The following is a 25752-nucleotide window of genomic DNA, read 5'->3' on the forward strand; positions in this document are numbered from 1 at the left end:
GAAGTCGCAGTACAGCCTGCACGCCGCAGGCGTACGAACGACATCGAAGTAAAGGCAGGTGTAAATCGTGTCGCGTATCGGCAAAAAACCGATCCCCGTACCGGCGGGCGTACAAGTTGCCATCGAAGGCAATTTGGTTACCGTCCAAGGGCCGAAAGGCAAACTCAGCCGGGAATTGCATAAAGACATCACCGTCACTGTCGAAGACAACACGGTGCTTGTGACTCGCCCCAGTGACGAGAAAAACCACCGGGCGCTGCACGGCCTCACCCGTACCCTCGTAGCCAACATGGTTGAGGGTGTTACGCAAGGTTTCAGCAAAAAGCTTGAACTGGTCGGCGTCGGTTACCGGGCCGCCAAACAAGGCAAGAAACTGGTCCTGACCGTCGGGTACAGCCATCCCGTAGAATTTGAACTTGAAGAAGGCCTGGACTTTGAAGTTCCGGCGCCGACCAAGATCACCATCCTCGGCATCGACAAAGAAAAAGTCGGCGCCCTGGCTGCGAACATTCGCAAAGTCCGCGAGCCCGAGCCCTATAAAGGCAAAGGCATTAAGTATGAAAACGAAGTCATCCGCCGTAAGGTGGGTAAAACGGGCGGCAAAAAAGGCGGCAAGAAGTAGCGCCTAACTCTCGCTCGAAGGGAGTGAACCCAACGTGATCAAAAAACAAGATCGCAACCAATTGCGTTCGAAAAAACACCTGCGCGTCCGTAAGCGGGTGAACGGGACCAATGAGCGTCCCCGTCTTTGTGTGTATCGCAGCCTCAATCACATCTATGCACAAGTGATCAACGACATCACCGGCCAAACGCTTGTTGCAGCATCCAGCTTGGAAGCAGCATTCAAAGAAGCCGAGCTCTCCGGTGGCAACCTGGAAGGCGCGAAAAAAGTCGGTGAACTGGTCGCGAAAAAAGCCTTGGAAAAAGGCATCGACAAAGTTGTTTTTGACCGCGGCGGTTACGTCTACCACGGTCGGATCGAAGCTGTCGCTACCGGCGCCCGTGAAGCGGGTCTGCAGTTTTAAGACCTTCATTGTTCTAGTAGAATCCTTTCTTAAGGAGGGAAAAGAATGGCAAGAATCGACGCGAGTGGCATGGAACTGACCGAGAAGGTTGTATATATCAACCGGGTCGCCAAAGTAGTAAAAGGCGGTCGCCGTTTTTCCTTCAGTGCTCTGGTTGTCGTCGGTGACGGCAAGGGTCACGTCGGATTCGGTCTCGGCAAAGCGGCTGAAGTTCCCGAAGCCATCCGCAAAGGCGTGGAGGACGCGAAAAAGAACCTGATCAAGGTTCCTATGTCCGGCACGACCATCACCCACCCCATCACCGGAACCTTTGGCGCAGGCAAAGTTCTCCTGAAACCAGCATCGAAAGGTACCGGCGTTATCGCCGGTGGCCCTGTCCGTGCGGTTTTGGAACTGGCCGGCATTCATGATATCCTCACCAAGTCCCTGGGATCCAACAACGCCAACAACATGGTCCGCGCGACCATGGCAGGCCTTAGCAGCCTGAAGCGTGTGGAAGACGTAGCTCGTCTGCGCGGCAAAACGGTCGAAGAGATCATCGGTTAGGAGGGAATACCATGGCCAAGAAATTGAAAATCACCTGGGTGAAAAGCGCCATCGGTTTTCCCAAAAACCAAAAACTGACCGTGGCCACCCTGGGTCTCCGTAAGCTCCATCAAACGGTCATCCATGATGACAATCCCGCCATCCGTGGCATGGCGCGCACAGTGTGCCACCTTGTCACCATGGAAGAAATTGAAGCGTAACCGCTAAGGAGGTGTACCCTATGCGACTCCACGATCTGCAACCCGCACCCGGATCGCGCAAAAAACCTACCCGTAAGGGTCAAGGTATTGGCTCGGGTCTGGGCAAGACCGCCGGAAAAGGGCATAAGGGTCAAAAGGCTCGCTCGGGCGGCGGCGTACGCCCTGGCTTTGAAGGTGGCCAACAACCCCTCCAACGCCGGATGCCCAAACGCGGCTTTTCCAATTATCCCTTCAAAAAAGAATATGCAGTTGTGAACATCTGCGATTTGAACCGCTTTGAAGCCGGTACCGTTGTTACCCCCGAACTCTTGCTTGAAGCCAATGTGATCAAGAAAGTACTGGACGGGGTTAAACTTCTGGCCAACGGCGAAATCGATAAAGCGCTTACTGTTAAACTTCATGGGGTGAGTGAGGCAGCCGCTGCGAAGATTCAAGCAGCCGGCGGCCAAATTGAGGTGATGTAACGATGTCCGCATTGGTGGGCACCTTGCAGAACGCATGGAAAATGTCGGACTTGCGAACGAAGATCATCTATACACTGATGATGTTTCTCGTATTCCGCATCGGCGCACACATTCCTGTACCTGGCATCAACCGTGATGCCATTGCCCAACTGATCAACTCCGGGGCGCTTTTTGGTTTCTTTGATGTGATCTCTGGCGGTTCTTTCCGGAATTTCTCCGTCTTCGCTATGAGTATCACACCCTACATCAACGCCTCGATTATTCTTCAGTTGCTGACCGTCGTGGTCCCGCGGCTGGAGCAGTTGGCCAAAGAAGGAAACGAAGGTCGCAAAAAGATCACGGAGTACACTCGCTACTTTACGATCATCCTCGCGTTTATCCAAGCCATCGGACTGTCGTACGGGTTGTCTGCTTCCGGAGTGATTCAAAACCCCTCCTGGGGCAATTACCTGCTCATCGCCACAACGCTTACCGCTGGAACCGCATTTCTGATGTGGATTGGTGAGCGTATTACCGAAAATGGTATCGGCAACGGCATCTCTTTGATCATCTTTGCCGGTATCGTTTCCCGGTTACCCCAAGGAATCAACACGCTTTACCAGTATATGATCAACGGAACTGTCAACGTCCTTGGAGCATTGGCCTTCATCATCATCGCAGGTATTTCGATTGCCGGCATCATTTACATCAATGAAGGACAACGACGCATCCCTGTTCAGTATGCCAAACGTGTGGTTGGACGACGCGTTTACGGCGGACAGAATACCCATATCCCCTTACGGGTCAATATGGCAGGCGTCATTCCGGTCATCTTTGCATCATCGCTGCTGGCCTTTCCCTCGACGATTGCCCAGTTCTTCCCCAATTCCGGTATCGCTTCGTTCTTCAACCAGTACTTCCAGTTTGGTTCCTTTTTACACAGCACCTTCTATGCAGTACTGATCCTCTTTTTCACCTACTTCTACACGGCCATCACCTTTAACCCCGTAGAAGTAGCCGACAACATGAAAAAGTACGGTGGCTTTATTCCCGGGATGCGTCCCGGTCGCCCCACATCGGAATATCTGACGAAAGTCATGTCACGACTTACCCTGGTCGGGGGGATCTTCCTGACTGTCATCTCTTTGCTACCGACCTTCATCATCATGATTACCGGTATCACCAATATCTACTTTGGTGGAACGGCGCTGCTTATCGTCGTCGGTGTGGCATTGGATACGATGAAACAATTGGAAGCGAACATGCTCAATCGTCACTACCAGGGCTTTATGAAGTAATCATTTGCTTGCCGCAACTATGTAACAACGCCGATTCTAACCTGGTTGTGGGATAGAAAGGCAGGGAACCTAAGATGAAAATACTGCTTATGGGACCGCCTGGTGCCGGTAAAGGCACTCAGGCGGAAAAACTTGTGGAGCGCTTTGGCATTCCTCACATCTCCACCGGCGACATGTTCCGGGCGGCCATCAAAAACGGCACCGAACTGGGCGTCAAGGCCAAGTCCTTTATGGACGCCGGTCAACTTGTTCCTGACGAAGTGACCATCGGTATTGTTCGTGAACGGTTGTCGCAAGACGATTGCCGCGCAGGATTTCTCCTGGACGGCTTTCCACGGACAGTGCCCCAAGCCAATGCCCTGAATGAAACCTTAGACGCGTTAAACATGCGCTTAGACGGCGTTATTGACATTCAAGTGGCCCGGGAGAAATTGATCGAGCGCTTGACCGGACGGCGCATTTGCCGGCAATGTGGAGCCACCTTGCACGTCGTTTTCAACCCTCCGCAACAAGAGGGTGTCTGCGACAAGTGCAGCGGTGAACTCTACCAGCGCAGCGATGACTCACGGGAAACAGCGGAAAATCGTCTTGACGTTTATGCAGCGCAGACCCAGCCGCTCATTGATTATTATCAACAACAAGGCCTCTATCAACGCATCAATGGTGAACAACCGATGAGCGTAGTTCTGGAAGACATCTGCAAAGCGCTAGGGAGAACCGTCTAAATGATCACCCTAAAAACCTCCCGTGAGCTCGACTGCATGCGAGATGCCGGGCGGATCGTAGCGGAAACGCTGCAAGAGATGAAAAAGAGCGTCAAGCCAGGTATCACCACCGGGGAACTCGATCAAAAAGCAGAGGATTACATCCGCGCGCAGGGAGCGGAACCGTCTTTCAAAGGGTATAACGGCTATCCCGCGTCGATCTGCGCATCTGTCAATGAAGAAGTTGTTCATGGTATACCGGGTATACGACAGTTAAAAAATGGTGATATTATCAGCATTGATGTGGGAGCTTTTATCAAAGGTTACCATGGCGATGCGGCCATAACGTTGCCTGTCGGTGAGATCGATCAAGAATTGCAGCGTTTGCTCGATGTGACGGAAACATCGCTGGAACGCGGCATCGAGAAAGCCCGTAAAGGCAACCGGCTCTTTGACATATCGAACACCATTCAAACCTACGTAGAGAGCAACGGTTTTTCCGTTGTTCGTCAATATGTCGGTCACGGCATTGGCAAAAAGATGCACGAAGCTCCCCAGATCCCCAACTTCGGTCCCGCCGGACGAGGTCCGCGGCTTCAACCGGGTATGGCCCTGGCCATTGAACCGATGGTCAATGCCGGTACCTATGAAGTAGAGACTAAGGAGGACCAGTGGACGGTTGTTACCACGGACCGTAAACCGTCTGCCCATTTCGAGCATACCATCGCCATCACCGAGCAAGGTCCGGAGATACTCACCCGACCCCGCTAACGGGAGAGGGTCTTACTCCTGCCAACGGCTAGGTCGCCAGCGCTGGAGCTTTAGGACGCTGAACTGCTGTCTGTGAAATAAGGAGGCTGGAAATCCCCATGTCCAAAACCGACGTGATAGAAGTGGAAGGGCGCGTTCTGGAACCACTCCCCAATGCGATGTTCACCGTAGAACTCGAGAGTGGTCACAAAGTCCTAGCCCACGTATCGGGGAAAATTCGTATGAACTTTATCCGCATCCTGCCAGGAGACCGGGTGACGGTGGAACTGTCACCCTATGACCTTTCGCGGGGACGGATCACCTATCGCTTTAAATAATCGATTGAATATGGGAACGGCAATCGGGCATCAAGGATATACCCCTTGCGCTCATAATTCGTCCTCCTAAGGAGGTAATTCGCGATGAAGGTTCGTCCTTCGGTCAAGCAGATCTGCGACAAATGCAAGATCATCAAACGCAAAGGCAAAGTGATGGTCATCTGTGAGAACCCTAAACACAAACAAAAACAAGGCTAGCAACCGGGAGGTGCAAACAACTTTATGGCACGTATCGCCAGCGTCGATTTACCCCGCGACAAGCGGATTGAAATCGCCCTGACCTACATCTTCGGGATTGGCCGTTCCACGGCTACTCAAATCCTGGCCGCTACCGGTGTCAGCCCTGACACCCGGACGCGCGACCTGACCGACGATGAAGTTGCACGTCTCCGCGAATACATTGACAAACAAGTCAATGTGGAAGGTGACCTGCGTCGGGAAATCTCCCTGAACATTAAGCGCCTGATCGAAATCGGTTGCTATCGCGGCATCCGCCATCGTCGTGGACTGCCCGTTCGGGGCCAACGTACCAAAACCAATGCTCGCACACGTAAAGGTCCGGCACGGACTGTGGCGGGCAAGAAAAAAGCAACGAAGTAAGAAGGGGGGTAGGAATCCACTATGGCAGCAGCACGACGTGTTACACGCGTCAAGAAAAAAGAGCGCAAACATGTGGACCGCGGTGTGGCACACATTCGCTCCACCTTCAACAATACGGTGGTTACGATCACCGATGTCAATGGCAATACCCTCTCGTGGGCATCCGCTGGCGTCATGGGTTTCAAAGGCTCACGGAAATCGACCCCTTTCGCTGCGCAAATGGCCGCCGAAAGCGCCGCCAAAGAAGCAATGGAACATGGGTTGCGTGAAGTCGAATGCCTGGTCAAAGGCCCTGGTTCCGGCCGCGAAGCAGCGATTCGTTCGTTGCAAGCCGCCGGTCTGGAAGTCAGCATGATCAAAGACGTCACTCCCATTCCCCATAATGGTTGCCGGCCGCCCAAGCGTCGCCGCGTCTAATCGGACTACAGGAGGTGCATTCATAGAATGGCACGATATACCGGCCCGGTATGCCGGCTTTGCCGCCGCGAAGGGGCCAAACTTTTCCTCAAAGGTGAACGTTGCTACACAGGCAAATGCGCTGTAGACCGTCGCACCTACGCACCGGGCCAGCACGGCCAAGGTCGTAAAAAAGTTTCGGAATACGGCATTCAGCTGCGGGAAAAACAAAAAGCACGCCGCATCTACGGCATGCTGGAAGGTCAATTCCGCACCACGTTCCAAAAAGCAAGTCGCCAACAAGGCTCGGCTGGCGACAACTTGCTGCGTCTTTTGGAACGCCGCTTAGACAACGTCGTTTTCCGTCTTGGCTTTGCTCGTTCCCGTAACGAAGCTCGCCAATTCGTTTTGCATAATCACTTTACGCTGAACGGACACAAAGTCAACATCCCTTCGATCCGCTTGCGGGCAGGCGATGTGATTCAGTTGAAAGAAAAAAGCAAAGACATGCCGTTGTTCAAAGAGATCCTCGATGGCTTAGGCCAAAAAACTCCGCCCGCTTGGCTTGAACTTGATGTCAACCAGCTGTGCGGGCGTGTCGCTCAACTTCCTAACCGGGAAGATATCGACACCAACATTCAGGAGCACCTCATCGTCGAGTTGTATTCCCGTTAATAATCACGGGTCTTGGCGATTCTCGCGAAGGAGGTTCCGCAACTCATGCTGGAAATCGAAAAACCGAAGATCGAGTGTGTTGCGCACAGTGAAGACTCCACCTACGGAAAATTCGTGGTGGAGCCTCTGGAGCGCGGCTACGGGGTAACCCTGGGCAACTCTCTCCGTCGAATCCTGTTGTCCTCACTGCCTGGCGCGGCCGCCACTTCGGTCAAGATCGATGGGGTTCTTCATGAGTTCTCCACCATCCCCGGAGTGAAAGAAGATGTCACGGACATCGTTCTCCGCATCAAGCTGCTAGCCTTAAAGATGCACTCCGATGAAGTCAATACGATCCGTATTGAAGCCGAGGGAGAAGGTGTCATCACCGCAGGTGACTTTATCTGCGGTCCTGACGTGGAGATCCTTAATCCCGACCTGCAAATAGCCACCCTTGAAAAAGATGCACGACTGGCCATGGAAGTGACCGTGGAAAAAGACCGTGGTTATGTCGCTGCATCGGCGAGGTTAAAAAACCAGCAACACATCATTGGCGTCATTCCGGTCGATGCCAACTTTGCGCCTGTGCGTAAAGTCAACTACAAGATCGAGGACACGCGGGTTGGTCAAATCACCAACTACGATCGTTTGATCCTCGAATTGTGGACGAACGGCTCGGTTACGCCGAAAGAGGCAGTCAGTCGGGCAGCCAAAATCCTCAATGAACACCTGCAGCTTTTTATTGACTTGACAGAAGACATCCAAAAGGATGACATTTTGGTGGAAAAAGAGGAACGGCCGCAAGATAAAGTCCTGGAGATGACCATTGAAGATCTCGACCTTTCTGTGCGCTCTTACAACTGCTTAAAACGGGCAGGAATCAACACCGTCAAGGATCTTACCCACAAGACGGAAGAAGATATGATCAAAGTGCGCAACCTGGGACGCAAGTCGCTGGAAGAAGTCGACGCCAAACTTACCGCTCTGGGCTTATCATTAAAAAAATCCGACGAATAGCTGTTGGTCAGAATGAAATCACTGACCCTGCCGAAAAGGAGGGAAATAGATGCCATACCGTCAATTAGGACGTAACACCAACCATCGTCGGGCCATGTTACGGAATATCGTCACTTCGCTCTTGAAGCACGGTCGAATCGAAACGGTGGAAACACGGGCCAAAGAAATGGTGCGGATCACCGAGAAGATGATCACCCTGGGTAAGCGCGGCGACCTGCATGCACGCCGTCAAGCGCTGGCCTACATTCAAGAAGAAGGTGTCGTCACTCAGCTCTTTACGGAGATTGCTCCTAAGTACGCCGAGCGCAAAGGCGGATACACGCGTATGATCAAAAGCGGATTCCGTCGCGGTGATGCTGCACCATTGTGCATTGTCGAACTCGTATAAGCAGTCCGGAAACACCATACTACCGAACCAGAGGTCAGGAGCAAAAGTCCGTCAGGACTGGGTCTTCCTGGCTTTCTCTTTGGTCGGGAACAGGGAGAGAGCTTCTACATGCTGCTCGTTGAGGAACTTAGTTATGCCTATCGTACCCAAGAAGGCGCAAATTGCCCGGCACTGATGAATGTTAGCTTACAGATTCAGCCTGGTGAGCGCGTCGCCATTGTTGGTGCCAACGGCAGCGGGAAATCAACATTGGTCAAACATTTGAACGGCCTGATTGTCCCCCAAAAAGGCAAAGTCATGGTTGATGGTTACTGTACCAGCGATCCACAACAACGTGCACAAGTACGACGCACCGTGGGGATGGTGTTTCAGAACCCCGATAACCAGATCGTGGCGCCAACCGTAGAAGATGATGTGGCCTTTGGCCCGGAGAATCTTGGTTTACCTGTGGACATGATTAAGCAACGGGTTCATACAGCCTTACAAGCGGTGGATTTACTGGGTGCACGACTGCGACCGGTGCACGCCTTATCGGGAGGACAAAAGCAGCGCTTAGCGATTGCCGGGGCCCTGGCGATGGAGCCGCGCTATCTGATCCTTGATGAAGCAACGTCGATGGTCGATCCGGAAGGGAAAAAGGAGATTCTCCAGGTATTGCGACAACTGCAAGCCCGGAAAATCATGGCTCTGATCCAGATCACGCATGATATGCAAGAAGCTGCTGAAGCCGAACGAATTATCGTCATGGGTCAGCAGCATGTGCTTAGCGAAACCACGCCGGAAAGATTGTTTCAACAGCCCCAACTGTTACAGCAAGCCGGGTTGACGCAACCGCCAGTGATCAGCTTGGCCGATCGTTTGCGCCGGCGCAACGTGCCTGTTCCGGAGACGGTACAGACCATGAAGGAATTGGTGGATTGTTTATGCCAATTACGCTCCGTCAATTAACCCATATCTACCATGCCGGGACGCCCATGGCGCAACAAGGCATCGTGGCCATCGATCTGGAGATCACCGAACCAGTCATTGTCGCGATCATCGGACAAACCGGATCGGGGAAAACGACCTTGATCCAGCACATGAACGGCTTGCTCAAGCCGACCGACGGTAGCATTCAGATCGATGAATGGCACATTGATCGCCAGACCAAAACCGCGGTGTTGCAGGGATTATATCAACGGGTCGGTATGGTCTTTCAATATCCGGAGCATCAGCTCTTTGAAGCGACCGTGTATGATGATATTGCCTACGGACCGCGCAATATGAACCTTTCCGAATCGGAAGTGGCGGAACGGGTAGTACAAGCGATGACGATGGTTGGCCTTGACCCGGATGCGATACGACACCGTTCCCCCTTGCAGTTAAGCGGCGGCCAAAAACGCCGGGTAGCCTTGGCCGGTGTCTTGGCCATGCGTCCGCAGAAAATGATCCTGGATGAACCAACGGTAGGCCTTGATCCCCAGGGACGAGAAGCAATCCTTCAACTGATTCGTTCCCTTCATGAAACGTGGCAGATGACGATCATTTTGATCTCACACAATATGGACGATATCGCCCAACTGGCTGATCGCGTGATCGTGATGAAAGAAGGTCGAATGATCTACGAAGGAGCATCGGCAGCGCTCTTTCTTGATCAAGCGAAGTTGCTGCAGTTCGGGATCACCGCGCCTTACGGCGTACAGCTTGTTCATCAATTGCGGGCGAAGGGTTGGCCCATCGAACCGCAGGGCCTGAATGAAGAGCAGATTCTTGACGCCATCATCGAGGGCATGCATCGGCAGACGGACACCCCGTCAAGTACGCGCCCAACAGCACCTGCTATGGAGGGTGAGCCATGAGCGGCAACTTCATCGTAGGACAATATATTCCCGGGACTTCGCCGCTGCACAAGCTCGATCCCCGTACGAAGCTCATCATGGTGTTTGCCTATACGATCGGGCTTTTTTTCTTGCCTACATGGTTACCGGTATTGCTTGCCGGTATTCCGCTGGGAATCGCTGTTTATGCATCACGGTTGCCCTGGCGCTATCTTCTGCTCGGGTTGCGTCCGCTCTGGATATTGCTCGTGATTACCTTTTTACTGCATTTGTTGGGCGGCAGCAGTACGGCTCCGCCGGCACCGGAAGATGTGTGGGCCACGCTCGGCCCGTGGACAATCACCGGCACCGGAGCTGCGACCGGTTTTACCACGGTGCTGCGCCTGGCGTGGCTGTTTAGCGCGGCATCGCTACTTACCTTAACCACGTCACCGATGATGGTGACACACGGGTTGGAACGATTGCTGGGGCCGTTGAAACGGTGGCGCTTTCCGGCCCATGAACTGGCGATGATGACGTCAATTGCCTTGCGCTTTATTCCGACATTACAAGAAGAAATGGATAAGATCATCAAAGCCCAGGCAGCGCGTGGCAGTTCCTGGCGCTATGGTTCATGGACACGGCGGGCTCAAGCCTTGGTCGCCTTGATGGTACCGCTGTTGCTTTCAGCGCTGCGTCGCGCCGATGATTTGGCGGTAGCGATGGAAGCACGCGGCTACCAAGGCGGCGAGGGCCGTACCGCCCATCATCCGCTGCAAATGACCAGGATCGACCGGTGGTTGTTAATCATTACGGCACTGGCTGGGATCACGATCATCCTCTGGCGATGGGCGTAAGCGGGACAACCGGAAAAAGGCAAAGGCAAAGGAGTCGTACATGCAATGAACCGTGAGGAACGTAACCATCATCCGGCACGGAAGGTCCGCTTTGTGGTCATGTATGATGGTACCCATTATCATGGCTTCCAAACACAAGAGGATTCACGGTTGCCGACGATTCAAGATCAACTGCACCACGTCATCCAAACATTGACCGGTGAGAGCGTCAAGATCATTTGCGCCGGGCGCACCGATGCCGGTGTCCATGCACGGGGGCAAGTGGTGGACTTCAGCACATCGTCCCGTATCCCCGATGAACGGTTTCCCCTGGCAATGAATGCCTTATTGCCGCGCGATATCACCGTGATCCAGGCAGAGACCGTCCATCCGGATTTTCATGCGCGTTTTGATGCGCTGGGCAAGCACTATCGCTATACCATTTACAATCGCCGGATGCCTTCGCCCTTTCAACAGCGCTACAGTTATCAAGTATTCCCGGAACTCGATCTGGAACGGATGCGTGCTGCCGCTGCGGCATTGATCGGTACGCACCATTTTGGCGCCTTTTGTGCCAGTGGCAGCGTGGTCAAACGGTTGGAACGAACGATCTGGCGCTGCACCTTGACACCCGATGAGGAAGGTTGTATCCACATCGATGTGATGGGCGACGGTTTTCTTTATAATATGGTGCGGATCATTGCCGGCACCTTGATCGATGTGGGCAAAGGCAAGATTGATCCACGATCCATGCCGGAGATTATCGCCTCACGGGACCGTACCCAAGCCGGTACAACAGCGCCGCCGCGCGGTCTTTGCCTGATGAAGGTCTGGTATACACCGCAACCGGTGATGAACGGGAGCCAGCAATAGTTTAAACATAGGATATGCTTGACAATCCTTTTTCCGTCGAATAGAATACTATGGTAAGTTTTTATTTTGCACGGTTGCCTAGCCCCCAACTGTCAGATAAAGACCCGCCTGAAAAGGATGAGTAGCTGCGCGTGGCGATACGCGTGGCAGAGTGGTAGGTTACCAGCACAGATTGTGCGGTCGACCAGCTGCACATCGTGCCAGTGACCACAAGCCAATAAAGAGTCGGTAAGAATCGAAGGAGGAACACAGGATGCGCACCTTCATGGCCAAAGCCAACGAAATTGAGCGCAAGTGGTATGTTGTCGACGCCACGGATAAAACCCTGGGGCGCTTGGCCTCAGAAGTGGCTCGCCTGCTGCGCGGGAAACACAAACCCATCTTCACCCCCCATGTGGACACCGGTGACCATGTGATTGTCATCAACGCGGAAAAAGTCCGCTTGACCGGGAAAAAGCTGACCCAAAAAATGTACTATCATCATTCCCGCTATCCCGGCGGTATGAAGTTGATCAATTACGGGACCTTGCTGCGGACCAAACCGGAACGGGCAATGGAAAAAGCCATTCGCGGCATGCTGCCTAAAAACAGCCTTGGCGAGCAAATGTATCGCAAGCTGAAAGTCTATGCAGGCCCGAACCATCCCCATCAAGCGCAGCAACCGGAAGTTTTTGAAATTACGGAATAGGAAGGAGGTAACCACCAATGGCGAATGTTCAATACTTGGGAACCGGTCGTCGCAAAAAGTCGGTGGCTCGTGTTCGTCTCGTACCGGGTGAAGGCAAATTCTTAGTCAATAACCGCTCTTTGATGGAGTACTTTGGCAAACGCACTCTGGAAATGGTGGTCCGCCAACCGCTCGATCTGACAGCTACCGAAGGTCGCTTCGACGTGCTGTGCAATGTCTATGGCGGCGGTACTACAGGACAAGCCGGTGCAATCCGTCTGGGCATCGCACGGGCGCTGTTGAAAGCTGATATTGGCCTGCGTCCGGCCCTGAAACGTGCCGGTTTCCTCACCCGTGACCCACGGATGAAGGAACGGAAAAAGTACGGACTCAAAGCAGCCCGTCGTGCACCGCAATTCTCCAAACGCTAATCTTATTCCGACAGTTTGCAAGAAACCGAGCCTTTTGGCTTGGTTTCTTTTTTTTAAAAAAATTGATTAGCGACGGTAAAGTGTATAAGTAAGAGGATTAATTACGAATAAGAGGATTGATTACGGATAAATAGAGGGAAAGTCGATAAAATGTCGAATTTTTTCTTTCAAAAATAATTAAGCGATGCAGGCTCGGCATATTCGTAACCATGCCGATACAGGGAGGGACCGGCCCAATGGATAAAGAACGCCAGTACGCCGATATGGTGGTGGATCAAGAGATCCTGGACCAATGTATGGACGTATTTTATACCGAAGCCAAAGAACAACTGCAAGTGATTACAGATGGTCTTTTGGCGATTGAAGCCGGTGATCGTGGGCAAGAGAGAATCAACGAGATGTTGCGCATTGCCCATTCGTTAAAAGGAACCAGTGCTACCTTGGGGATGCCTGTTGTCGCTGAATTGATTCACCGGATTGAAGATATTCTCAGTCCTTTTCGTGATGAGGCCAACCGTATCAGCGGTCACGATATTGATAAGATCTTTGCCGCGCTTGATCTTGTGCAATCGATACTGTTTCATGGCGTCGTTCTGGATGAAGCGGCGGTCAAGCGTATTCTTGGTCCGCGCCAAGCGGAGAAGAAAGCCGCAGAATCAGCCCCGGACGGCAGTGCATTTGATCCCCTGGAAGCGCGGATTGAAAAGCTTTTATATGTCAAACCGGTCCATCCTCGAGCGTCCATCGAGGCAAACGAAGCCAACGCAGCGCAGCGGGCAAAACCGGCAACCGAGCCGGAAGCACCGATGACCGATGTGCTTTTGAGGGAGCCACTTGGCAGTGGTGTCCATGAGATTCTCGAAAGCAAAGGGACAGATTTGATTCGTGTGGAAGCGGCGCGACTTGATGGGATGATGAACTGGGTAGGGGAACTGATCACCGCACAAGCGCGAAGCCGGCAGATTCAACAAGCCTTACAGGAGCTTTACGGTCGCAACGGACCGGGCCATGAGCTGTTGGAAGTGGTGGAGCATCTGCGGCGCATTTCTCAGCAGTTGCAAGGTGAATTATTGAAAATGCGCATGGTGCCGATTGGCATGATTTTTTCACGCTTCTCCAGGACCGTTCGTGATATTGCCAAACGAAGCGGAAAGAAAATTCGTTGGGTTGTAGAAGGAGAAAAAACCGAAATCGATAAATCGGTGGCCGATCAATTGGCCGATCCCTTATTGCATATTCTGCGTAATGCCTGCAGTCACGGCATTGAATCACCGGAAGAGCGGATGGAAGCCGGGAAACCGACAGAAGGTACCGTGACCATGAGTGCGCGCCAAAAAGGCAATCGGATTGTCATCCAAGTTGCCGATGACGGCCGGGGTATTGACGTACAAAAGGTACTAGACCAAGCGCAAAAAATGGGTTGGTTCCACCCGGATCAGCAGTTGACACAGACCGAGATTTTCTCCCTCATTTTTTTACCTGGTTTAAGTACGGCGGAAACGGTCACGGACATCTCGGGCCGCGGTATTGGGATGGATGTGGTCAAACAAAAGATCAATCAGTTGCAAGGAAGCATCACGGTGCGCTCGCAAAAAGGTGAAGGGACGACCGTTACCTTACAATTACCGCTAACGTTATCGATTTTGCGCGGCTTGATTGTCCGAGTGGAAGAGGAGCACTTCGTGATTCCGTTGGACGATATTCATGAAAGTATTCAATTACGACCGTCGGAGATCACTACCTTTTCTACCGGTGAGATGTTTTCCTGGCGCGGACGCATTCTCACGCTGCGGCGGCTGCAAGAAGTACTGGATGTACCGCGCAGTGCCAATAAACCGCCGGCGAAGAAGCGCAACGTGGTCCTGGTCCATAGCGCTGAGCGCTATGTGGGCCTGGAGGTCGATCAACTCGTGGGGCAACAGGAAATCGTAGTCAAACCTGTCCAGGCATCATGGATGAAGCTCGACTATTTTTCCGGTGCTACCGTGCTGGGTGACGGGAAGGTAGCCTTAATTATGAATATTGCGGCCGTCATTAATCCTGTGGGGAAAACCAAATGAGCAGGGACAGAAAGGGAATCGCATTACCTTAAGTGGCTGCAGTTGATGGGCGACATCATCGGGCGAAAACCGGGTGTGAGGAGAGAACGGTATGCAATGGATAGGGGATCAAAAAATTCGCACAAAGATCATTGGAGCTTTTTCCTTTATCGGCATCTTAATGTTGGTAATTGCAGGATATGCTAATTATGCACTGGAACAATCAAGACATGAAATGGAAACGCTCCATAAAGAATGGTTGCAGCCTCTGACATTTATTCAAGAGGCCGGTAAGGATGCCATGTATTACCGTTTGAATTTGATGGAATCCGTCTTTACAATGCAACCATCGGAAATTATCAAATATCGTGAGCGAATGAAACAAGCCGATCAGGATATCCGCCTTCATGTGAATGAGTTTCAGCGGCTTCATCCGTTGACGATGGAAGGAACGGCGGAAGTGCAGCAGTTCTTGCCTGCATGGGAAAGGTACTTAGAAGCCTCCCAAATGATTCACCTTTTGGTTGACCAGGGCCGTCATGACGAGGCATCGGAACGACTGGTCAAAGGAGAAGGGGAACAACGCTTAGAAGCGGTACTGACGATCATTGATCGGATCACGGCCACGGCCGTCCGAAACAGTGAAGCGCTTTATGCTGCCCAACAACAGCGGGCGGAGCAGGTTCGGATGATCAGCGTAACCGTAAGCGCACTTGCCTTGACTGGTGCGTTGGTGATTGGACTGATTCTGGCCAAGCTCATTGCCGGTTCAGTACGTGCTGTGGCGATGCAAGCAGAACTTTTGGCCAAAGGTGACTTTTCACAATCCTTTCTGGCTGGAAAAAGCAATGATGAATTAGGTCAAATGGAACGAGCGATCGCCAAAATGATCGAGAATATCCGCGCACTCTTGAATGAGATTCAAGGCAACTCACAAAGTGTAGCCACGGCATCGCAGCAGATTGCCGCTGCTGCGGAACAAGTGGCTGTTGGTGCAACAAACCAGGCAACCGAAGCCGATAAGCTCTATCGGACCGTAGAAGCGATTGAAGCAGCTGCAGAAGAAGTTACGTTCAAAGCGAAAGAAGCGGAGAATGCCGCTCATCAGGCCGATCAAATGGCGCAAACGGGAGCGGCAAAAGTGGAAACAGCGGTGCAAGGCATGCAAATGATCAAGCAGCGCATCTTGCATCTCGGTGAGCGAGCCGAAGAAATTGGTGAGATTACGGAAGTGATTGAGGAAGTAGCCAGCCAAACGAATCTCTTGGCACTTAATGCAGCGATCGAAGCGGCACGGGCCGGGGAGCATGGGCAAGGTTTTGCCGTTGTTGCTGATGAAGTGCGTAAACTCGCCGAACGTACGGCGCAAGCAACCAAGGAGATTGGCAAGCTGATTCGCACGATTCAACGGGAGATGGAATTTGCCAAAGTGGAAGTTCACGACGGTGCCCAGCAAGCCGATGAAGCGGGAGGCGCTTTTGGTGAGATTGTGGGCAAGATGGAGATTACCTCGGAAAGGATTACCAGCATTGTCGCGGCAGCCCATCATCAGGCGGAAGCGTCAAAACGCGCGGTGAATGCCGTGCAAAATATTGCTGCTGTCAGTGAAGAAACATCAGCAGCCACGGAGGAAACGGCGGCGGCCACGCAATCATTGACGCAATTGGCCGATGAATTGGAGCAAGCGATTGCACGTTTTCGAACACATTAATCGATCGTTGGTCTCCCTGAGCGGAGGTGAGCACCGATGGGCAAGACAGGGACGTCGCGGGGGCCATGGGAACCTCGAACCAAAGCGGAAAAACTGAGTGGAGCCATCTGGGTGGAAAACGGTCAGTTTTTTGTGCGCAATCCCGTAGTGCGCAGTGCCCAAGAGCATGGCCGCTTTGCTGTACTTATCAAACATAAGGAGATTCCCCTTTGGGTCGATGGAAAATTAGTGGAACACCCAGAGATTGTCGTTGAAGGATCGAAGATTGACTATGCCTTACCGAGCATTATGCCGGAGATCACCATGCAAGTGATTGTTTCGGACGATGCCATGGAGGCCTATTTACAGATCGATGTGGTCAATGGTGTAGAGTACATTCTGCCTGATCAGGGACCGGCACAAGTGATGGATGTGACTGTAGAAAAAATCCTCACCGAACCGGAAGGTTGGCCAACGGTCGCCGAGGTACAAGCAGCGGCCACGCAGGCCGGCGTGCGTGTTCCTTTATGGATGCTGCGCGTCAATGCGGCTCTGGAAGAAGGGAAACCGGGACGCTGGTTAATTGCCAAAGGGAAACCGGCTGTTGATGGGCAAGATGAACGGCTCAAGTTTTTTGGCCAGCGAGGGTTTTCGCCGCTCGATGCCCCACCGGGTGGAGCACCTGCGGAAACAACGGAGGGAGTACCGACGGCACAAGACGACGGCTCCCCGCGAAAAGACGTTGTCGACTTTCGTGATCGTGGCGTGATTCCATCGGTTGGGCCCGGACAGGTGGTGGCCATCAAGATTCGCCGGAGTGAAGGTCAAGTTGGCTACGATGTACGGGGCAATGTGTTGGAAGCACGGCAAGGGAAGCGATTAGAGATCAAGGCTGGGTTTGGGATCCGGGAATTAAACGATGGCTATCGCTATGTGGCCACACTCTGGGGGCGCCCCGTTTGGCAGCCAATTGCCAAAGTATTGGTGATTCAACCTCATTACGAGCATAAAGGCGATGTGGATATGCAAAGCGGGAATGTTGTCTTTCATGGCGATGTGACCGTTTACGGCAACGTGGCCCAAGGATTTGTCGTGCAAGCCGACGGCATGGTGTTGATTCACGGTTCTGTCTTTGGCGGACTGGTTAAAGCTGGCTCACACATCACCGTACGTGGCCACAGCTTAGGTGCGCTTGTGGAAGCCGGCGGGGAAAGCGCCCGATGCAATCATCTTATTTTGCTGCTCGTACCGATTCGTGATATCGTGCGAGATTGCATCGATGCAATCAAACTTTTAGAAAAAAACAACGCTTTTTCGGTGAAAGATCTGCAACAAAGCGGGATTGGTCCGCTGTTAAAAATGCTCGTTGAAGTGAAATACAAAGAACTGCCTCATCTGGTCTACCGCATCGATGAGTATCTCTACCGGGAACTGAGTACAGATACGGTTCATACGTTGGTCGAAACGATCCGCCATTCCTTGTTGGGTTTGGGGCCCTTGCGGTTTCGCCGCCTTGAAGAACTTGAACATTTTCATGAAGCGATCCAGCAAGTGATGGCCTCACTGGCTGCGATGGTGACGGAAGTAGCCCATATCACGTTGAACGAAACCCAATCGAGTCGCATTGAAGCAACCGGTACGATTACCGTGCATGGCAAAGGGGTGATCCAGTCGGAGTTGCTGGCCGGTCGGGATATCGTCATTCAAGGTACTTGCCGCGGTGGGCGGATCATTGCTCGCGGTTCGATTCATGCGGCCGAAGTCGGTGCCGAAGCAGAAGTACCGACCGAAGTGACGATCGGTACCGAAGGAGCGTTGCAGGCCGATCATTTGTGGCCCAATGTGACGCTACACATGGAGCGGTTTCGCCTCAAGAACATGGTTCACCGGCAACATATTTTGTTCGTGAATGATCCGGAACGAGGGCCTGTGATTCGCTAGCAGGAGAAGGGCAGGGAAAGTAATGGAACTACAATGCACTGTTCGGGAAACCGAGTTGTGGTGTGCGATTGACGGTGAATTGGATATGGCCGTGGCGGATCAGTTTTTCCGTGAAGTGACCGCCGCAATTCCCGCCGATTGTACCTTGATCGTCTTTGACATGCAAAAGGTACCCTTCATCGATTCCACGGGTATTGGCAAATTGATTCGCCTGATCATGCAAAGCCAAAAACAAGCCATCAAATGCCAAGTCATCCATTGTCACGAGGAGTTGGCGGAAGTGATGCGTTTGATGGGTCTCTTTGAGTTATTGAAAAACGATAGGGCAAGCGGAGCATAAGCACCGCTAAGGCAAAGAGGTGACGGGGGATGGATACAAAAAGCTTGCCCGGCGTGCCGCTTACGGAGTGCGGTAACCCGATTCAGGGGGCCAAGCTCGAAGCAAAGTGGGAAAAGGCGCAATTGTTGAACCATTTGCGCGTCGGACAGATTTGGACGTATGGGCAAGGACGAGTACAGCCGGTGGGTAAAGAACCAGTGTTCTTTCCCCGTTTTTTTTTGTATGATCTGATCGAGCGTGCCGATCGTGATCAATCACCGCAACGGGAATTGCTGGTGCTTGGCCAGCACTGGTACGATGTACATTGCTTGCCGCAAGGGCCCGGACAAGGAAGCCTGTTAGCCATCGATGTGACGTATGTACGGGAACATGAGCGTCAAAATCAACAGCGAGAACGGGCCATCTATCGTGATGTGATTATCGCGGCCACGCAAGGGCGGCTCCACTTGATCACGGAATCGGCCATGGGGCATTTGATGCAAGCCGGCGATTGGGTGATGGGCGATGAACTGCATGAACCGGCTCAGATGAGCCAAGTACGCCAAGCGGTACAAGCGTGGCTGAGTTCCTGGGTAGCGCTGCCGAGGGCACAGATGTACGGGATCGTGCTCGCCTATACGGAAGCCATGGCCAATGGATTTAAGCATGCCCGGCAAGTGAGTTATCAGTTACGGGTGGACGGCGATAAAGTGCGTTTTTTTGTCAGCGACCACGGCAGCGGCATCACTTTAGAAGAACTGCCGAAAGCGACGTTGCTGGATCATTATTCAACGAAAGATTCGCATGGTTCTGGTTTTACGATCATGCTGACCAAGATGGATCGCCTCTACTTGTATACCGGTGGGCATGGAACTGTGATACTTCTGGAAAAAAAGATCGAAATTGCGTAACCGGCCGGGCAACTGTGCCGGTTTTTCCATTCCCGAGGGTAAAATCAAGATAAGCGGTGTATATTGGCAAAAAAGATGGGAAATATTTAATTGGGAGAGATAAATCGCTCTCAGCGCCTGTGGAGCTGGTTGCATCTACCTTGCGTCCTCACTATCATATTACTTGAACGTGTTAGCACTCAGTGAAGGTGAGTGCTAACAACGAAACTACCTTTTGAAGCATTTTAAGGAGGGTACGTCTCGCATGAACATTCAACCCTTAGCTGACCGCGTGGTCGTAAAACCGTTGGAAGCGGAAGAAAAATTGGCCAGTGGCCTCATCGTGCCGGACACGGCTAAAGAAAAACCCCAGCAAGGTGAAGTTGTAGCAGCAGGTGCAGGTCGTATGCTCGACAACGGGCAACGTGCCGCCTTAGAAGTCGCTGTAGGCGATCGTGTCATTTACAGCAAATACTCCGGCACCGAAATCAAACTGGAAGGTACCGAGTATTTGATTCTCAACGAACGCGATATTCTCGCCAAACTGTAAGCTGCTCCATCGTTGATTCTGCAAGTAGTACGCTTACCAAAGTGACTCTACGATTTGAAAGGCAGGTTGATAACTCCCATGGCTAAAATTACTGTGTTTAATGAAGAAGCACGCCGTGCATTGGAAAAAGGCGTCAATACACTGGCCGAGGCCGTTAAAGTGACCTTAGGACCGAAAGGCCGCAACGTAGTTCTCGAAAAGAAATTCGGTTCGCCCCTCATCACTAACGACGGTGTAACCATCGCCAAAGAAATCGAGCTGGAAAACCCCATCGAAAACATGGGCGCCCAACTCGTTAAAGAAGTAGCTACCAAGACGAACGACGTCGCCGGTGACGGCACCACAACAGCGACCATCTTGGCCCAAGCGATCATCCGCGAAGGCATCAAAAACGTAGCTGCCGGTGCCAATCCGATGGTTCTCAAACGCGGTATCGAAAAAGCCGTTGCTCGTGCGGTGGAAGAAATCAAAGCCGTAGCGAAGCCGATCGAAAACAAAGAAGCGATTGCCCAAGTTGCATCCATCTCGGCCGGTGACGCTACCATCGGTAGCTTGATCGCCGAAGCAATGGAAAAAGTGGGCAAAGACGGCGTCATCACCGTGGAAGAATCCAAAGGCTTCACCACTGACCTGGAAGTTGTCGAAGGTATGAACTTCGATCGTGGTTACATCTCCCCCTACATGATCACCGACGCTGACAAAATGGAAGCTGTGCTCAACGATCCCTACATCTTGATCACCGACAAGAAAATCTCGGCGATCAAAGACATCCTGCCTGTGCTGGAGCGCGTTGTTCAAAGCGGCCGTCAACTGATGATCATTGCTGAAGATGTCGAAGGCGAAGCGCTGGCAACCTTGGTGGTCAACAAACTGCGCGGCACCTTCACCTGCGTCGCTGTCAAAGCGCCTGGCTTCGGCGACCGTCGCAAAGCGATGCTCGAAGATATCGCTGTCCTCACCGGTGGCCGTGTGATTTCCGAAGAAGTGGGCCTCAAACTGGAAAACGCTACGATGGAAATGCTCGGCAAAGCCCGTCAAGTGCGCATCTCCAAAGAAGAAACGATCATCGTCGACGGCGTGGGTGCACAAGCTGACATCGAAGCTCGTATCGCCCAAATCCGTCGTCAATACGAAGACTCCACTTCTGAGTTCGACAAAGAAAAACTGCAAGAGCGTCTGGCCAAACTGGCTGGCGGCGTAGCGGTCATCCAAGTCGGTGCAGCCACCGAAACGGAACTGAAAGAGAAAAAGCTGCGCATCGAAGATGCCCTGAACGCAACTCGTGCAGCTGTGGAAGAAGGGATCGTTCCTGGCGGCGGTACGGCGCTGGTCAACATCCAAGCTTCTCTTGACGATATCAAACCGGAAATTGCTGACGAAAAAACCGGTGTGGCCATCATCCGCCGTGCGCTGGAAGAACCGCTCCGTCAAATCGCCAACAACGCCGGTTACGAAGGTTCCGTTGTCGTTGAAAAAGTCCGCAACCTGCCCAAAGGCCAAGGCTTCAACGCAGCGACCGAAGTGTATGAAGACATGATCGCTGCCGGTATCGTTGACCCGGCTAAAGTGACCCGCTCGGCGCTGCAAAACGCTGCTTCCATCGCAGCGATGCTGCTCACCACCGAAGCGATCGTCGCTGACAAGCCCGAGAAAAAAGAAGCTCCGGCAATGCCCCCCGGCATGGACGGCATGGGCGGCATGGGCGGCATGATGTAAGAGAGGGCTCAAACCCTTGATTTCAAAGGGTTTTTCCACTTACACTAAGCCAATGACCACATTTTGACCACATCCGAAGGTATGATTAGAGGCTTCTCATGAGTTCGCTGAACTTTTGGGAAGCCTCTTTTTTCATGCTCTTCGTTACGTGGAGGTAAATGTTTTTGGTTGTCTGGTCATCGGCGTGGCCGAGCCGGTCCATGATCTCGACGAGGCCTACACCCGCTTCGGCCAGCAGTGACGTGTGGGTATGGCGTAAGGAGTGCGGGGTAAGTTTTTCGTTAAGTCCTGCGAGCTTCAGCAGCCGCTTCATTCGGATTTCAATGGTTTTGACCAGCTCGGGGTAGCCGCGATGGTTATCGCCGGATTTCGCAAAAACAAAGTTCTTATCATAGTACGTATCACGGTATTTCATCTTCAAGGTGTTTTGCTGCGTCTTATGTCTGGCTAGCTCATCCATAACGGTTTGATCCATTTCGATTTTGCGTATTGATTTTTTTGTTTTTGGGGTCAGCAGGTTGTAATCCGGAACAACGTTACTTGGGTTGTATAACGTTTTCGTGATGCTAATGGTGCCCTCATCGAAGTTGATGTCAGGCCATTTCAGGGCGCAAAGCTCACCAGCGCGTATACCGCTATAGGCAAGCGTAAGAAAGATTACGTAGTCCCGATCTAGGCCCTTTTCTTTGGCCGTTTTTAGAAAGCGGCGCAGTTCATCTTTTTCTAAGTACTTGGGCACGTCTTTGTTTTGTTCGATCTCTTCAACGGTGATTTGGGTACGTGGTAACTTGGCGAACTGAGCCGGACTTGTTTTGATCAGATTAAACTCAATGGCTTTCCTAAATAGCATCTGGCCGGTGGTGTGGATGCCGCTGATCGTGTTACTGGCGAACCCTTGTTCTTTCAAATCGATTAACGCCAATTGATACATTTTGCTCGTGATGTCTTTGATTTTGAGATTCGCAAAATAAGGCATCAGCTTGTCCAATTCGTGTTGGCGTACCCGTACCGTGCTTATCTTTACATTTCCGGTGTTTTTGTAAAACGATAGCCATTCTTGGGCAAAATCTTTGAACAGGATATTCGTTTCACTGACATAGGTGCCGTCCTGTATCTCCAGGATAAGGGCGGCTGCCGCAGCCTCTGCTTCGGCTTTTGTTGCAAATCCGCTTTTCGTTTTTTGCTTGCGCTCACCGGTTGCGGGGTCGATCCCGATGTCGATGGTGAAAGACCACTTAGCACCGCAAGTGCATTTTTTCTTACCGCATTTACAGCCGCGGCGGCGGAAGTATCCTTTCAAGGAAATCAGCTCCTTTCATTTGGGTAGGACATCTTAGTAGTCTTGCAATTCTCATTTTGTTAGATACATTTGAACAAAAGCCACCTGCATTATTTTGCGGGTGGCTTTTTATGTTTGGCATGCCGCTGTAGCTTGCCCAGTGAGCGATATGGGCGCGAAAAAAGCCCTTTGCTTCTCAAGGCTTCACCTCCGTACAAGGGGCGTTCTAGGGCATTCTGTGGGCCTTTACGACCTCCGTAATTACGAACCAACTCAATGAAAAAACCTCCGTCGTTATTATTTTAAGGGGCTTAATCGGAAAAAATTATTCTTGCCCTCGTCCCGTTTTGTTCAAGAAGATACAAAAGTCCGCCGCCGTCGATCAATTCAATTGGTTTATCCTTTGAGAATTCGTACGCATCAGGTCCGTAATTACTAGTGGTGACCAATATCCCCTTGTTGGCCCCTTCGTTCATCATGGTTCCGTATAAGTCCCTAACAGCGGATACGCCGACTACATTTTTATAACGCTTGGCTTGAATAACAACCTTACCGCCTATAACCGGCCGTGTGTCAAAGGCAACTGCATCTACTCCCCCATCTTTCGAGGAGCGGGTTAATTTCGTCTCAAGCCCCATGCGGCCAAAAAGGTTGCTTACTAGATTCTCAAATTCAAAGGGATTTAGATCCATAAGGTTGGGTCGAGCATCCAAAGAACTCAGTATATCGCTTTCTTCAACAAACCGTTTATCAACCATGTTAAATTCAACAATCGGTTTAACCGCAAGCAATTCTGCCGGCCGTGGGGAGACTTGGGCTCCTAAGTTTCTTAAGCAGACGAGTTTATCAAGTTTTTCAAGATTCAAATCTAAGAAGGCATCTTTTGTTACTCTAACAGAAACAACGTATCGCACTATATCTTTTCCGGTAGCTGGATCCACCGCTGAAATGTAGCCATTAAAAACCACTAGAAGCAAAGAGTTGCATTGATCAGCTTCGAATACTTCGTGAATCGTACGAAGTGTTACAGCGGCGATCATATCTTGGTATAATTCCGCAATTTCATTATTTTTGCGTTTTTTATCGCTAATCGAATCTTTGGACTTCACATATTTATACTCTTGTTCTGTAGGGATAACTTCTTTAGGTGGTAATTCATATTCGATTAGCAGTTGCTTAGATTCCGGATCGTAAGTCAATCGAAAATTTTGCGGAAATCCATCTGGATACTCAGAACGTTCGAGCACCATTGAGTTGTACGTTACGACAGTATCCTTGTCGTGAGCGAGATAAAGAGCCTCTAATTCGTCGACCTCTTGGTTTCTTTCTTCGGCTTTGATTAAATATTCTTGTTTACTTTTTTCATATTCTTCTTCCAGTTTGGCAAGTTGGCGTTTGCGTTCACTTTCTTCTTGCTCGTATTTATTTAATGCTACTTTATATTGAGCCTCGGCAGCTTTCAGCGATTGTTTATAGCGTTTTTCTGCACCCGGTAAAAGTTTTGCTAAAAAATCAGGGGCGACAACTTTGCTTAAATAATCTTCTAACACTGGAGGATTTAACGACTTGGCCAAGTTAGTTGGTGGCTTAAAAGAGCGATACTTAGTAGACAACCGCAATGACTTAAATGAAATGGTGTCGTCTTTGCTAAGCGTATGGGTTAGTATTTTTTTTAGTTCATCGATATAGTCGTTAAGGGTATCATTCATAATTTCTACTTCGTTTTCACGCGACAGAAGGTAGCGCTGTTTTGCTTCCTTTGTCGAAAGCGCAACTGAACGAGCGCGCTCTTTTTGTAATCTTTTATATTCTCTCTCGAGTCGTTTTTTCTCCGCTTCAGCTTGTCTCGCTTGACGAGCAGCATCTCTAGCCATTGCATCAATTAGACCGATAAATCCTTTTCTTCGTCCCATGACACATCTGCGCCTCCATTCGCGTAGTTAGAATAATAATAAAGTGTTGAAAAAAGTCGTATTATGTCGAAAACTCCTTTAAAAACACAAAACCACCCGCAAGGGTGTTTTTTATTTCGCTATTACAAATTTTTCTGCATCAATTTCTATAGTTGAATGCTGCATATCGATGCCAACGATATAGCCGACTGTTGGTAGGTCGAAGACAATATGTTTGATTTCATGTACAAAAACACGGTACTGCGTTTCTGCGTTAATATTGCCGTTCATCACGAGATGATAATTGCCGCGCCTGCTGACATAAACAAAGGCGTGCACGCTGGCCGGCAGGTTGGCGATGCTTGTCCGGATTCCGTACGCGTTCATAACTTCGTGAAAAGGGATTTGTTCATCAGTTAAGCTGCGAAGTAGTTGTTTGTCAAGGATTGAAACTTGCAACGTCTGCTCCTCCTT

The 25752-nt window shown here is 51.3% G+C and carries 31 protein-coding genes; 28 read left to right on the forward strand and 3 right to left on the reverse strand.

From position 1 onward, the window contains the following. Positions 1–67: 67 nt before the first annotated feature. The 28 genes from rplF (at position 68) to groL (ending at position 22107) form a co-directional block, all read left to right on the forward strand. Positions 68–622 (forward strand): 50S ribosomal protein L6, encoded by a 555-nt coding sequence (gene rplF / locus EDD73_RS05860; RefSeq protein WP_131918849.1) that lies wholly within the window; start codon positions 68–70, stop codon positions 620–622. Between the two features lie 34 nt (positions 623–656). Beyond that, positions 657–1025, forward strand: coding sequence for a 50S ribosomal protein L18 (rplR, locus tag EDD73_RS05865; protein WP_131918850.1), 369 nt, complete (start codon positions 657–659; stop codon positions 1023–1025). A 45-nt stretch (positions 1026–1070) separates the two neighbouring features. Further along, a complete protein-coding gene (gene rpsE, locus EDD73_RS05870) occupies positions 1071–1571 on the forward strand; it encodes a 30S ribosomal protein S5 (RefSeq protein WP_131918851.1) in 501 nt (166 codons plus the stop codon). Between the two features lie 11 nt (positions 1572–1582). Next, entirely contained in the window at positions 1583–1771 is a 189-nt protein-coding gene (gene rpmD, locus EDD73_RS05875) for a 50S ribosomal protein L30 (RefSeq protein ID WP_131918852.1), read from the forward strand. 20 nt (positions 1772–1791) lie between these two features. After that, positions 1792–2235: a 50S ribosomal protein L15 gene (rplO, locus tag EDD73_RS05880; protein WP_131918853.1), complete on the forward strand. Its 444-nt coding sequence runs from the start codon at positions 1792–1794 to the stop codon at positions 2233–2235. Between the two features lie 2 nt (positions 2236–2237). Next, on the forward strand, positions 2238–3512 hold the full coding sequence (gene secY / locus EDD73_RS05885) for a preprotein translocase subunit SecY (RefSeq protein WP_131918854.1): 1275 nt from the start codon (positions 2238–2240) through the stop codon (positions 3510–3512). A gap of 74 nt (positions 3513–3586) precedes the next feature. Continuing rightward, positions 3587–4237 (forward strand): adenylate kinase, encoded by a 651-nt coding sequence (locus EDD73_RS05890; protein ID WP_131918855.1) that lies wholly within the window; start codon positions 3587–3589, stop codon positions 4235–4237. Further along, positions 4238–4987 carry a type I methionyl aminopeptidase gene (gene map, locus EDD73_RS05895; protein WP_131918856.1) on the forward strand — a complete coding sequence of 250 codons (750 nt, stop codon included), beginning with the start codon at positions 4238–4240 and terminating at the stop codon, positions 4985–4987. It abuts the gene before it with no gap. 98 nt (positions 4988–5085) lie between these two features. Next, positions 5086–5304, forward strand: a complete 219-nt coding sequence (gene infA, locus EDD73_RS05900) for a translation initiation factor IF-1 (protein ID WP_131918857.1) — start codon at positions 5086–5088, stop codon at positions 5302–5304. 84 nt (positions 5305–5388) lie between these two features. Continuing rightward, on the forward strand, positions 5389–5502 hold the full coding sequence (gene rpmJ, locus EDD73_RS05905; protein WP_131918858.1) for a 50S ribosomal protein L36: 114 nt from the start codon (positions 5389–5391) through the stop codon (positions 5500–5502). Between the two features lie 24 nt (positions 5503–5526). Next, positions 5527–5904, forward strand: coding sequence for a 30S ribosomal protein S13 (gene rpsM, locus EDD73_RS05910; RefSeq protein ID WP_131918859.1), 378 nt, complete (start codon positions 5527–5529; stop codon positions 5902–5904). Positions 5905–5925: 21 nt separating this feature from the next. Next, a complete protein-coding gene (gene rpsK / locus EDD73_RS05915; protein WP_131918860.1) occupies positions 5926–6321 on the forward strand; it encodes a 30S ribosomal protein S11 in 396 nt (131 codons plus the stop codon). 27 nt (positions 6322–6348) lie between these two features. Then, positions 6349–6975: a 30S ribosomal protein S4 gene (rpsD, locus tag EDD73_RS05920; protein WP_131918861.1), complete on the forward strand. Its 627-nt coding sequence runs from the start codon at positions 6349–6351 to the stop codon at positions 6973–6975. A 45-nt stretch (positions 6976–7020) separates the two neighbouring features. After that, positions 7021–7971, forward strand: a complete 951-nt coding sequence (locus EDD73_RS05925) for a DNA-directed RNA polymerase subunit alpha (RefSeq protein WP_131918862.1) — start codon at positions 7021–7023, stop codon at positions 7969–7971. A gap of 49 nt (positions 7972–8020) precedes the next feature. Further along, complete coding sequence (gene rplQ / locus EDD73_RS05930; RefSeq protein ID WP_131918863.1) at positions 8021–8359, forward strand: 50S ribosomal protein L17; 339 nt, start codon at positions 8021–8023, stop codon at positions 8357–8359. Between the two features lie 108 nt (positions 8360–8467). After that, entirely contained in the window at positions 8468–9307 is an 840-nt protein-coding gene (locus EDD73_RS05935; protein ID WP_131918864.1) for an energy-coupling factor transporter ATPase, read from the forward strand. Then, positions 9283–10197 carry an energy-coupling factor transporter ATPase gene (locus EDD73_RS05940; RefSeq protein WP_131918865.1) on the forward strand — a complete coding sequence of 305 codons (915 nt, stop codon included), beginning with the start codon at positions 9283–9285 and terminating at the stop codon, positions 10195–10197. Before EDD73_RS05935 ends, EDD73_RS05940 begins: the two co-directional genes overlap by 25 nt. Continuing rightward, on the forward strand, positions 10194–11012 hold the full coding sequence (locus EDD73_RS05945; RefSeq protein ID WP_131918866.1) for an energy-coupling factor transporter transmembrane component T family protein: 819 nt from the start codon (positions 10194–10196) through the stop codon (positions 11010–11012). Before EDD73_RS05940 ends, EDD73_RS05945 begins: the two co-directional genes overlap by 4 nt. Before the next feature lie 45 nt (positions 11013–11057). Continuing rightward, the gene (truA, locus tag EDD73_RS05950; RefSeq protein WP_131918867.1) at positions 11058–11864 is read left to right on the forward strand and encodes a tRNA pseudouridine(38-40) synthase TruA; all 807 of its coding nucleotides are present in this window, start codon (positions 11058–11060) and stop codon (positions 11862–11864) included. A 253-nt stretch (positions 11865–12117) separates the two neighbouring features. Next, the gene (gene rplM, locus EDD73_RS05955; RefSeq protein ID WP_131918868.1) at positions 12118–12552 is read left to right on the forward strand and encodes a 50S ribosomal protein L13; all 435 of its coding nucleotides are present in this window, start codon (positions 12118–12120) and stop codon (positions 12550–12552) included. A 17-nt stretch (positions 12553–12569) separates the two neighbouring features. After that, entirely contained in the window at positions 12570–12962 is a 393-nt protein-coding gene (gene rpsI, locus EDD73_RS05960) for a 30S ribosomal protein S9 (RefSeq protein ID WP_131918869.1), read from the forward strand. Between the two features lie 236 nt (positions 12963–13198). Then, positions 13199–15022 carry a chemotaxis protein CheA gene (locus tag EDD73_RS05965; RefSeq protein ID WP_165876348.1) on the forward strand — a complete coding sequence of 608 codons (1824 nt, stop codon included), beginning with the start codon at positions 13199–13201 and terminating at the stop codon, positions 15020–15022. A 91-nt stretch (positions 15023–15113) separates the two neighbouring features. Then, positions 15114–16712 (forward strand): methyl-accepting chemotaxis protein, encoded by a 1599-nt coding sequence (locus EDD73_RS05970; protein ID WP_131918871.1) that lies wholly within the window; start codon positions 15114–15116, stop codon positions 16710–16712. 36 nt (positions 16713–16748) lie between these two features. Continuing rightward, a complete protein-coding gene (locus EDD73_RS05975; protein ID WP_131918872.1) occupies positions 16749–18632 on the forward strand; it encodes a DUF342 domain-containing protein in 1884 nt (627 codons plus the stop codon). A 22-nt stretch (positions 18633–18654) separates the two neighbouring features. Continuing rightward, on the forward strand, positions 18655–18972 hold the full coding sequence (locus EDD73_RS05980; protein ID WP_131918873.1) for an STAS domain-containing protein: 318 nt from the start codon (positions 18655–18657) through the stop codon (positions 18970–18972). A gap of 29 nt (positions 18973–19001) precedes the next feature. After that, the gene (locus EDD73_RS05985; protein ID WP_131918874.1) at positions 19002–19862 is read left to right on the forward strand and encodes an ATP-binding protein; all 861 of its coding nucleotides are present in this window, start codon (positions 19002–19004) and stop codon (positions 19860–19862) included. A 244-nt stretch (positions 19863–20106) separates the two neighbouring features. Further along, positions 20107–20391 (forward strand): co-chaperone GroES, encoded by a 285-nt coding sequence (gene groES, locus EDD73_RS05990; protein ID WP_131918875.1) that lies wholly within the window; start codon positions 20107–20109, stop codon positions 20389–20391. Between the two features lie 78 nt (positions 20392–20469). After that, on the forward strand, positions 20470–22107 hold the full coding sequence (gene groL / locus EDD73_RS05995) for a chaperonin GroEL (protein WP_131918876.1): 1638 nt from the start codon (positions 20470–20472) through the stop codon (positions 22105–22107). Positions 22108–22192: 85 nt separating this feature from the next. Here groL and EDD73_RS06000 read toward each other — a convergent pair whose 3' ends face one another. From EDD73_RS06000 to EDD73_RS06010, 3 genes are all read right to left on the reverse strand, one after another. Further along, positions 22193–23407 carry a tyrosine-type recombinase/integrase gene (locus tag EDD73_RS06000; RefSeq protein WP_131918877.1) on the reverse strand — a complete coding sequence of 405 codons (1215 nt, stop codon included), beginning with the start codon at positions 23405–23407 and terminating at the stop codon, positions 22193–22195. Positions 23408–23697: 290 nt separating this feature from the next. Continuing rightward, complete coding sequence (locus tag EDD73_RS06005; RefSeq protein WP_131918878.1) at positions 23698–25299, reverse strand: restriction endonuclease; 1602 nt, start codon at positions 25297–25299, stop codon at positions 23698–23700. A gap of 111 nt (positions 25300–25410) precedes the next feature. Next, positions 25411–25737: a hypothetical protein gene (locus EDD73_RS06010; RefSeq protein ID WP_131918879.1), complete on the reverse strand. Its 327-nt coding sequence runs from the start codon at positions 25735–25737 to the stop codon at positions 25411–25413. Positions 25738–25752 lie beyond the last annotated feature (15 nt).

Source organism: Heliophilum fasciatum (assembly GCF_004341395.1).
Taxonomy (GTDB): domain Bacteria; phylum Bacillota; class Desulfitobacteriia; order Heliobacteriales; family Heliobacteriaceae; genus Heliophilum; species Heliophilum fasciatum.

What these genes read in the sequence shown, in the direction of transcription:
- rpsE (WP_131918851.1), top strand. Translation starts at nt 1,071, where the DNA reads ATGGCAAGAATCGACGCGAGTGGCATGGAACTGACCGAGAAGGTTGTA.
- rpmD (WP_131918852.1), top strand. Translation starts at nt 1,583, where the DNA reads ATGGCCAAGAAATTGAAAATCACCTGGGTGAAAAGCGCCATCGGTTTT.
- rplO (WP_131918853.1), top strand. Translation starts at nt 1,792, where the DNA reads ATGCGACTCCACGATCTGCAACCCGCACCCGGATCGCGCAAAAAACCT.
- secY (WP_131918854.1), top strand. Translation starts at nt 2,238, where the DNA reads ATGTCCGCATTGGTGGGCACCTTGCAGAACGCATGGAAAATGTCGGAC.
- EDD73_RS05890 (WP_131918855.1), top strand. Translation starts at nt 3,587, where the DNA reads ATGAAAATACTGCTTATGGGACCGCCTGGTGCCGGTAAAGGCACTCAG.
- map (WP_131918856.1), top strand. Translation starts at nt 4,238, where the DNA reads ATGATCACCCTAAAAACCTCCCGTGAGCTCGACTGCATGCGAGATGCC.
- infA (WP_131918857.1), top strand. Translation starts at nt 5,086, where the DNA reads ATGTCCAAAACCGACGTGATAGAAGTGGAAGGGCGCGTTCTGGAACCA.
- rpmJ (WP_131918858.1), top strand. Translation starts at nt 5,389, where the DNA reads ATGAAGGTTCGTCCTTCGGTCAAGCAGATCTGCGACAAATGCAAGATC.
- rpsM (WP_131918859.1), top strand. Translation starts at nt 5,527, where the DNA reads ATGGCACGTATCGCCAGCGTCGATTTACCCCGCGACAAGCGGATTGAA.
- rpsK (WP_131918860.1), top strand. Translation starts at nt 5,926, where the DNA reads ATGGCAGCAGCACGACGTGTTACACGCGTCAAGAAAAAAGAGCGCAAA.
- rpsD (WP_131918861.1), top strand. Translation starts at nt 6,349, where the DNA reads ATGGCACGATATACCGGCCCGGTATGCCGGCTTTGCCGCCGCGAAGGG.
- EDD73_RS05925 (WP_131918862.1), top strand. Translation starts at nt 7,021, where the DNA reads ATGCTGGAAATCGAAAAACCGAAGATCGAGTGTGTTGCGCACAGTGAA.
- rplQ (WP_131918863.1), top strand. Translation starts at nt 8,021, where the DNA reads ATGCCATACCGTCAATTAGGACGTAACACCAACCATCGTCGGGCCATG.
- EDD73_RS05935 (WP_131918864.1), top strand. Translation starts at nt 8,468, where the DNA reads ATGCTGCTCGTTGAGGAACTTAGTTATGCCTATCGTACCCAAGAAGGC.
- EDD73_RS05940 (WP_131918865.1), top strand. Translation starts at nt 9,283, where the DNA reads ATGCCAATTACGCTCCGTCAATTAACCCATATCTACCATGCCGGGACG.
- EDD73_RS05945 (WP_131918866.1), top strand. Translation starts at nt 10,194, where the DNA reads ATGAGCGGCAACTTCATCGTAGGACAATATATTCCCGGGACTTCGCCG.
- truA (WP_131918867.1), top strand. Translation starts at nt 11,058, where the DNA reads ATGAACCGTGAGGAACGTAACCATCATCCGGCACGGAAGGTCCGCTTT.
- rplM (WP_131918868.1), top strand. Translation starts at nt 12,118, where the DNA reads ATGCGCACCTTCATGGCCAAAGCCAACGAAATTGAGCGCAAGTGGTAT.
- rpsI (WP_131918869.1), top strand. Translation starts at nt 12,570, where the DNA reads ATGGCGAATGTTCAATACTTGGGAACCGGTCGTCGCAAAAAGTCGGTG.
- EDD73_RS05965 (WP_165876348.1), top strand. Translation starts at nt 13,199, where the DNA reads ATGGATAAAGAACGCCAGTACGCCGATATGGTGGTGGATCAAGAGATC.
- EDD73_RS05970 (WP_131918871.1), top strand. Translation starts at nt 15,114, where the DNA reads ATGCAATGGATAGGGGATCAAAAAATTCGCACAAAGATCATTGGAGCT.
- EDD73_RS05975 (WP_131918872.1), top strand. Translation starts at nt 16,749, where the DNA reads ATGGGCAAGACAGGGACGTCGCGGGGGCCATGGGAACCTCGAACCAAA.
- EDD73_RS05980 (WP_131918873.1), top strand. Translation starts at nt 18,655, where the DNA reads ATGGAACTACAATGCACTGTTCGGGAAACCGAGTTGTGGTGTGCGATT.
- EDD73_RS05985 (WP_131918874.1), top strand. Translation starts at nt 19,002, where the DNA reads ATGGATACAAAAAGCTTGCCCGGCGTGCCGCTTACGGAGTGCGGTAAC.
- groES (WP_131918875.1), top strand. Translation starts at nt 20,107, where the DNA reads ATGAACATTCAACCCTTAGCTGACCGCGTGGTCGTAAAACCGTTGGAA.
- groL (WP_131918876.1), top strand. Translation starts at nt 20,470, where the DNA reads ATGGCTAAAATTACTGTGTTTAATGAAGAAGCACGCCGTGCATTGGAA.
- EDD73_RS06005 (WP_131918878.1), bottom strand. Translation starts at nt 25,299, where the DNA reads ATGGGACGAAGAAAAGGATTTATCGGTCTAATTGATGCAATGGCTAGA.